Source organism: Rhodovulum sp. BSW8 (assembly GCF_003314725.1).
In the GTDB taxonomy this organism is placed as follows: Bacteria; Pseudomonadota; Alphaproteobacteria; order Rhodobacterales; family Rhodobacteraceae; genus Rhodovulum; species Rhodovulum visakhapatnamense.
Genome location: NZ_QNVX01000053.1, coordinates 155,188 through 160,421, shown reverse-complemented (window position 1 = coordinate 160,421; position 5,234 = coordinate 155,188). Strand labels below are relative to the sequence as shown.

The window sequence follows — 5,234 nt, the reverse complement described above, 5'->3', positions numbered from 1 at the left end:
TGGAAGAGAAGCTCCGCTTCGCCATCCGCGAAGGCGGCCGCACCGTCGGCGCCGGCGTCGTCTCCAAGATCATCAAGTGATCTGTCTCGCCTGAGCGCGAGCCGGGGCCGCCCTTCGGGGCGGCCCTTTTTGTGTCGGACCGGCAGTTCCCGGGCCTGGTCGGAGCGCCGCAGGCGCCAGGCGATGCGCTGGCCCGGATTGGCTGCCAATGCCTGGTCGGGCCGGTCGAAGCGTTCTCGCAGCGGAACCGCGCGAACCGTGCCCGGGCGGCGGTCAGGCCGCAGGCCAGTTCTGCGTCACGTGTGCCATGGCAGGCCGCCCGGGCCAGGTCGTTGGGCGTAGGCGGGCGCAGGCAGAGGAAGGCCGCCGTGGTGCCCGGGCCTGCCGTCAGCGGCGCGAAACAGCCCGCCAGCGCCTCCATCTGCACGGCGATCCAGGGCTGGCGCCAGTGAAAGCGATCCTGCTGCACCACCACCGCGCCGCCCGGCAGAAGCGCGGGAAAGAAGGTCCCGGCAATCGCGTCGGCGGTGTCGATGGCCTTGACCGCATCGATCGTCAGGATCTCGATCGGCCCGCCAGGCCGGACCGCCGATCGGATCTCGTCCGGCACCAGCGTCACGGGCCGGCGCGCCAGCAGCCGCCGGACGAGCGCCAGGAGATCGGTCCCTTCGAAGGGCGCGATGTCTGCGGCATAAAGCACCTGCGCCCTGACTTCGGGCGGGGCGGTAAAACGGTCACAGGCCAGGACAGGGCGGCAATGGCCCGCCTGCCGCCGCCCCTCGGCCAGCCGGGCGGTCGAGCCTCCGGCAAAGCATCCAAGATCGACGATGGCTCCGGCATCCCGGGCCCAGTCGCGTGCCAGCCAGAAATAGAAGGCCTGCTCGGCCCGCGACAGCATCGTCGGGCCCTCGATGGCCGTGGCGGTCTCTCTGATGTCGGGGCCGGTCCAGGGCGCGCTGTCGAAAAGCGCGCGGGCCTTGCCGCAAGCCCTGGCTTCGCCCCGGACCTGAAACCAGTGCGTCAGGTGAAAAGCCCCCTTGATTCCGCCGACTGCATATCTTAATCGGGCGCACGGCCTAGGGGTGTAGCTCAGTTGGTAGAGCATCGGTCTCCAAAACCGAGGGTCGGGGGTTCGAGTCCCTCCGCCCCTGCCAGGCCGCTTCCAAGTATCTGTCACGGGCGTCTTTTTGACTGGATTTGTCCAACCTTTCGGAAGGGTTGGACACGCCTTTGTGGCTTTTGCGGTCGTCGAGTCGCGCCAGCGCGGCGGCGCCGAGCTTCGTGCGCGGTGCGTTCCGGACATAGACCGCTGCCCTCCGCGTGTTCTCGTGCGCGCGGAAGGCCGCGATCTCCCATTCGGCCACGCCGTGCTCTGCAAGACGGGTCGCGCCCGCTTTTCGAAGCCCGTGAACATTTCCCGAGGGAACATCGGTTCCTGCCTCGGCGGCGCGCGCTTCGAACCAGTTCCCGAAGCCCGCTGCGGTATGAGCGGTTCCGGCCTGCGTCGGCAGAAAGAGCGTCTGGGGTTCGGGAATGCGGGCCAGTTCGGCGGCGAGCGCGGGCAGAATGGGGAGGTCAGCCTCGACGCCGGTTTTACCCCGGCGATACGAAATGCGGCCGGCGTTAGCGTTCTCCCATCCGAGCTTCGCAAGGTCTTGCCGTGCAGCGCGCGTGGTCATCGCCAGAAGCAACGCGAAGCAACATGTCGATTGCGCCGATCATCCGACCACGCGGCGTGACAACGGATCGGCGCCCAACCCGAAACCCATATCTATCAACCCCAAGGGCTCTCGTAATGAAGGAGGGACCACCGGCGGGAAGGCCACGGCCCACGGTCGCACCGCGCTGACGGATTGTCAGACGGGCTTCGGCCTCGACCCGGCCGAAGCGGACTCGAAGAGTATCGGCCATTGCGCCGGTCCTCGTGGGGACGGGCGCAATGGCCCGGTCGAGATCTTCCAGGCTCAAGTCGGGAGTTCGGGCGTTCTGCCCGCGAAGACACCCCCGGATTGGATCGTGTCGAGATCCCGGGCGCGTTCGGTCTCTGCGGCTTCGGCCTGGGCGTGCGAGGCGACCATCTTTTCCAACGATCCGGCCATCGTCCGCCTGGCCGGTGCCATCGTGCTGGAGCGGAACGATGACGGGGGCATCCAGCGCGCCCGATACATGATGCTGGAAACCATCGCACCGATGGGCGATGATCTTGTCATCGGTCTGCCCGCCGCAGCCTCCCGATCACGCAGGCCCGCACCGAGCATCACGGCGACGACCGGCGCCACAGACACCAATCCAAGGAACCGCAGCAGGAGACCCGTCATGGACATCGTGATTTCCTCTGCAGGGGACGGCTGGGAGGCGCGTTTCGGCGACCACCGCTGGCGCTGTGCCGTCGGACGCGGCGGCATCGGTGAAAAACGTGGGGAGGGGGACCATATCAGCCCCGAGGGCTGCTGGCCGATCCGCCGCATCCTCTATCGCCCCGACAGGGTCGCGGCCCCGCCAGCGCCGCACCTGCACTGCATCGCGATCGCCCCCGGAGACGGCTGGTGCGACGCCCCGGATCACCCAGAGTACAACCGTCCGGTCAGACTGCCGTTTCCGGAAAGTCACGAGACGCTCTGGCGCGAGGATGCGCTTTACGACATCGTCGGTGTGCTCGGCTTCAACGACGATCCGGTGGTTGCGGGTGCGGGCAGCGCGATCTTCCTTCATGTCGCAAGCCCGGGCTACGGCCCGACCGAGGGCTGTGCCGCTCTGGCCCGTGACGATCTGCTTGAGCTTCTGTCGCGGATCGATGGCGACACCCGGCTCTGCTTCCGCAAGGCTGACTGACAGGCAAAACCGACCGGATGAGCGCCCCCGGGATCGGACGACTGAGCGCACTATGGTCTGCTCGGGGGGATCGCGGCCGGGGCCGGAGGGGCCCGGGGCAGTCCTTGAAGACACGCCTGCCGATCGGCTTGTTCTTCAGGCAGGCATTGCATCTTTGGAGCGTGGGGACAGGTTGGTCGGCCCGCAAGAAAAATGCCGCAAACTTTCCCAAAACCGTCTTCAAGCCGGACGAAGTTCTGCCCGGGACGTCTCTTAATTTTCCATCGCGAGAGGCGGAGAGGCCGCGCTCTTCTACCGGACGGTCCGGCGACATCGGTCGAATTCTCGGCAGTTTCGACGCCTGACTGCCGGTCGGGCCGGGGCGCCGCCGAAGGCGGGGCGGCGTCCCTCTGACTGTAGAGGGGGATAAACGTTCTTTGATGTTCGTGCGTTAGGTGAGTTCCCGGGGCGAAGTGGGCGCGACGTGACGGCATCGGCCCCGCGGACTGCCCGAAGGGGCGCCATCGTTTCGCGGCCGCGGTGGCCGTCTTCGGTCTGAGGCTGATTAACAAACGTGCAGCGATTATCGGATAACGCTGGGGCAAGCGTTTGCCGGGCTCGTGGGTCAAGCAACGTGCCCGAACGGAATGAGGATCACGATGTCGATCTTTCGCACCGCCGTCTTGGCGCTTCTGGTGCTCGGCCATGGCGGGGCCGCCCTGGCCGGAGACTTCGATGATCAGATGAAAGCCTTCTATCAGGCATCGATCCAGCCCTGGGCCCGGTCGCCGCAGATCCTCGACGCGGTTGCCGCCCAGAATTTGCGGACGGCCGACCTGACCCAGGACGATATCGACCGGCTCGACAAGCAATGGGTCAGCGAGATCGGAACCGGCTCGGCACCGCTGATCGACTCGGTCACACGCAGTCCGGTTTCCGACATGCTGCGCGCGCAGTTGATGGCGATGAAGGGCGCGGTGACCGAGATCATCGTGATGGACGCGCGCGGCCTCAACGTGGCGACGTCGAGCGTTCCGTCCGACTACTGGCAGGGCGACGAGGCGAAATACCAGGAAACCTACGGCGTCGGGCCGGAGGCCATGAATTTCGGCGAGGTCGAATTCGACGATTCGTTTCTGAAATATCAGGGACAGATCTCGTTCACGCTTGTCGACCCCGAGACCGGAACTTCCATCGGCGCGATGACCGTCGCCGTCGATGCAGAAGAGTTCCTTTGACCTGTTCCGCCAAGGAGTGTGATCGTGCAATCCACCTCTCAGACCTCCCGGACCAAGTCGTTCGGATCATCGGTTTTCGTCCGGATCGCCGGGGTGATCGCGCTGACGACCATCATCGTCGCGGTGCTTCTGACCGCCCTGTCGGTGCGATCGACGCTGCAACTCGTCGACAAGTCGGTCGACAGGCTGATGACCGAAATGACCAAGGGCAGCGCCGAGACGCTCGGTGGCCATATCGCCTTCCGCAACGGGGCTCAGATCGAGTCGGAACTGGCGAAATACGTGGCGGGTGCCGGCGAGGAACTGGTCCGGGTGCAGGTCTCTGCCGCCGACGGTAGCATTCTGGCCGAAGCGGGCGGTAGCGCGACCGATCAGGCCGGGCTTCAGCGTCAGATCGACCGTGCGGTCGAGAGCGGCACTACCGCCTATTCCGACGATGGCCTGACGATTGTCGAGCCGGTGCGTTACGGTAAAAGCGGTCGGGTCGTCGGCGTCGTCGCGGCCGTCTGGTCGCAAGAGGCAATGATCGGCCATTTCCTGGCGGATACTGGGCCGGCAATGGCGCTGATCGCGGTGCTTTTCGTCCTGCTCGTTGTCGGTACGACGATCCTTCTGCGCCGGATGATCGGCCGTCCGCTCGACGTGGTCAGCGAGGCAATGGCCTTGGTCGCCGATGGCGCGCTGGACCGTCAGGTCCCCGACACCCAACGCAAGGACGAGATCGGCGTGATCGCGCGCAGCCTTGAGTCACTTCGCGGCAAGTTGCTTGACGCCAAGCATGCCGAGGCCGAGCGCGAGGTCGACGTGGCCGATCAGAAGCAGGCGGTCGAACTTCTGGGGCGCGGTCTTACCGCGCTGGCCTCGGGCGATCTCACCTTCCTGATCGAACGCGAATTCGCCGGGAGCCGCGACAAGCTGCGCGTCGACTACAACGCAACCGTGCAGACGCTGAATGCGCTGATGGGCGCGGTCGTCGAGAATGCGACCGAGATCACCACCCGGGCCGAGGAAATCAGTGGCGCCTCCGACGACCTGTCGCGCCGGACCGAGAACCAGGCCGCCACGCTGGAAGAGACCGCCGCCGCCATGGACGAGATGACCGCCAGCGTGCGCGCCGCGGCCGATGGCGCGGCCCAGGTCGAGAATGTGGTGCGCGAGGCGCGCGGCCATGCCGAACAATCTGGG

At 66.3% G+C, this 5,234-nt stretch carries 5 protein-coding genes, 1 tRNA gene and 2 pseudogenes; 7 read left to right on the top strand and 1 reads right to left on the bottom strand.

Features of this window, described 5'->3' with window-relative positions:
* Both DSD19_RS22805 and DSD19_RS19400 read left to right on the top strand, forming a co-directional pair.
* Nucleotides 1–80, top strand: an 80-nt coding sequence (locus DSD19_RS22805) for a hypothetical protein (protein WP_133260412.1), incomplete at its 5' end; no start/stop codon positions are given.
* Between the two features lie 998 nt (nucleotides 81–1,078).
* Nucleotides 1,079–1,154 (top strand) — tRNA-Trp (locus DSD19_RS19400).
* 195 nt (nucleotides 1,155–1,349) lie between these two features.
* Here DSD19_RS19400 and DSD19_RS22800 read toward each other — a convergent pair.
* A pseudogene (locus DSD19_RS22800) lies at nucleotides 1,350–1,679 on the bottom strand (integrase); the annotation flags it as partial.
* 397 nt (nucleotides 1,680–2,076) lie between these two features.
* Between DSD19_RS22800 and DSD19_RS22470 the strand changes: the two are divergent.
* The 5 genes and pseudogenes from DSD19_RS22470 to DSD19_RS22125 all read left to right on the top strand — a co-directional run.
* Nucleotides 2,077–2,232: pseudogene (locus tag DSD19_RS22470) on the top strand (IS256 family transposase); the annotation flags it as partial.
* A gap of 84 nt (nucleotides 2,233–2,316) precedes the next feature.
* A complete protein-coding gene (locus DSD19_RS19385; protein WP_075784645.1) occupies nucleotides 2,317–2,832 on the top strand; it encodes a L,D-transpeptidase in 516 nt (171 codons plus the stop codon).
* A 104-nt stretch (nucleotides 2,833–2,936) separates the two neighbouring features.
* Nucleotides 2,937–3,176 carry a hypothetical protein gene (locus DSD19_RS21515; RefSeq protein ID WP_133260478.1) on the top strand — a complete coding sequence of 80 codons (240 nt, stop codon included), beginning with the start codon at nucleotides 2,937–2,939 and terminating at the stop codon, nucleotides 3,174–3,176.
* Nucleotides 3,177–3,470: 294 nt separating this feature from the next.
* On the top strand, nucleotides 3,471–4,049 hold the full coding sequence (locus DSD19_RS19380; protein WP_113670801.1) for a hypothetical protein: 579 nt from the start codon (nucleotides 3,471–3,473) through the stop codon (nucleotides 4,047–4,049).
* A gap of 24 nt (nucleotides 4,050–4,073) precedes the next feature.
* The coding region (locus DSD19_RS22125; RefSeq protein ID WP_207802490.1) for a methyl-accepting chemotaxis protein at nucleotides 4,074–5,234 on the top strand (1,161 nt) is incomplete at its 3' end.

Coding starts and splice junctions, on each gene's coding strand:
- DSD19_RS19385 (WP_075784645.1), top strand. CDS start 2,317: ATGGACATCGTGATTTCCTCTGCAGGGGACGGCTGGGAGGCGCGTTTC.
- DSD19_RS19380 (WP_113670801.1), top strand. CDS start 3,471: ATGTCGATCTTTCGCACCGCCGTCTTGGCGCTTCTGGTGCTCGGCCAT.